2 protein-coding genes are annotated in these 572 nt (G+C 36.4%); both read right to left on the bottom strand.

Features of this window, described 5'->3' with window-relative positions; all coding sequences use genetic code 11:
• Positions 1 to 81: 81 nt before the first annotated feature.
• Positions 82 to 375, bottom strand: coding sequence for a preprotein translocase subunit YajC (gene yajC, locus IEY73_RS34780; protein ID WP_024774076.1), 294 nt, complete (start codon positions 373 to 375; stop codon positions 82 to 84).
• A 47-nt stretch (positions 376 to 422) separates the two neighbouring features.
• Entirely contained in the window at positions 423 to 572 is a 150-nt protein-coding gene (locus IEY73_RS34775; protein WP_189083256.1) for a Na+/H+ antiporter NhaA, read from the bottom strand.

Genomic DNA, 572 nt, shown 5'->3' with positions numbered 1-572 from the left:
CTAGCAAAGAAGGCACAGAAAACCCTACCCCTAAAAGAAGTGCGCAAATAAAAACGATTAAGCGAGGGTTAAAAAGTTTCATTAGTTGTTATTTTGCACCACTTCTTCGTCTAATTTGAACGCTATATAGTTTTTAGAAAGTTTAGCGGTGGTGTCATCATTGAGCTTCACGCTAAAAAAATTCGCTTCCGCTTTAAGCACCTCAACGATCAACCCGCCTTGAGTAACAACTTTATCGCCCTTACTCAAGCCCTCTATCATTTCTTTGTGCTTTTTTTGCTGCTGGCGTTGTGGGCGAACAATCAAAAAATAAAAAATAAGAAACAACACCACAAGGGGTAAAAGCGTCGTTAGAATGTCTTTAGTTTGTCCCATTTAATTCCCTTAAAAGATGTTTTAATCTCAAATTATAGCATTTTTAACTATTTCTTTAAAGCCACTCTTTGGTTTAATAAAAATAAATACAAAGCCCCTATGATCCCAGAAATCAAAGATCCCAGTAAAATCGCAATTTTTGCCACTTCCATAGCGTCCTTATGCTCGCTTGTGAAAGCCAAATTAGAAATAAACAT

Origin of the sequence: Mangrovihabitans endophyticus (assembly GCF_014646155.1) — a bacterium.
Lineage (GTDB): Bacteria > Actinomycetota > Actinomycetes > Mycobacteriales > Micromonosporaceae > Actinoplanes > Actinoplanes endophyticus.
Note: the sequence above shows the minus strand (reverse complement) of the source record. Positions and strands in the feature narration are given on the sequence as shown.

What these genes read in the sequence shown, in the direction of transcription:
- yajC (WP_024774076.1), bottom strand. Translation starts at nt 375, where the DNA reads ATGGGACAAACTAAAGACATTCTAACGACGCTTTTACCCCTTGTGGTG.
- IEY73_RS34775 (WP_189083256.1), bottom strand. Translation starts at nt 572, where the DNA reads ATGTTTATTTCTAATTTGGCTTTCACAAGCGAGCATAAGGACGCTATG.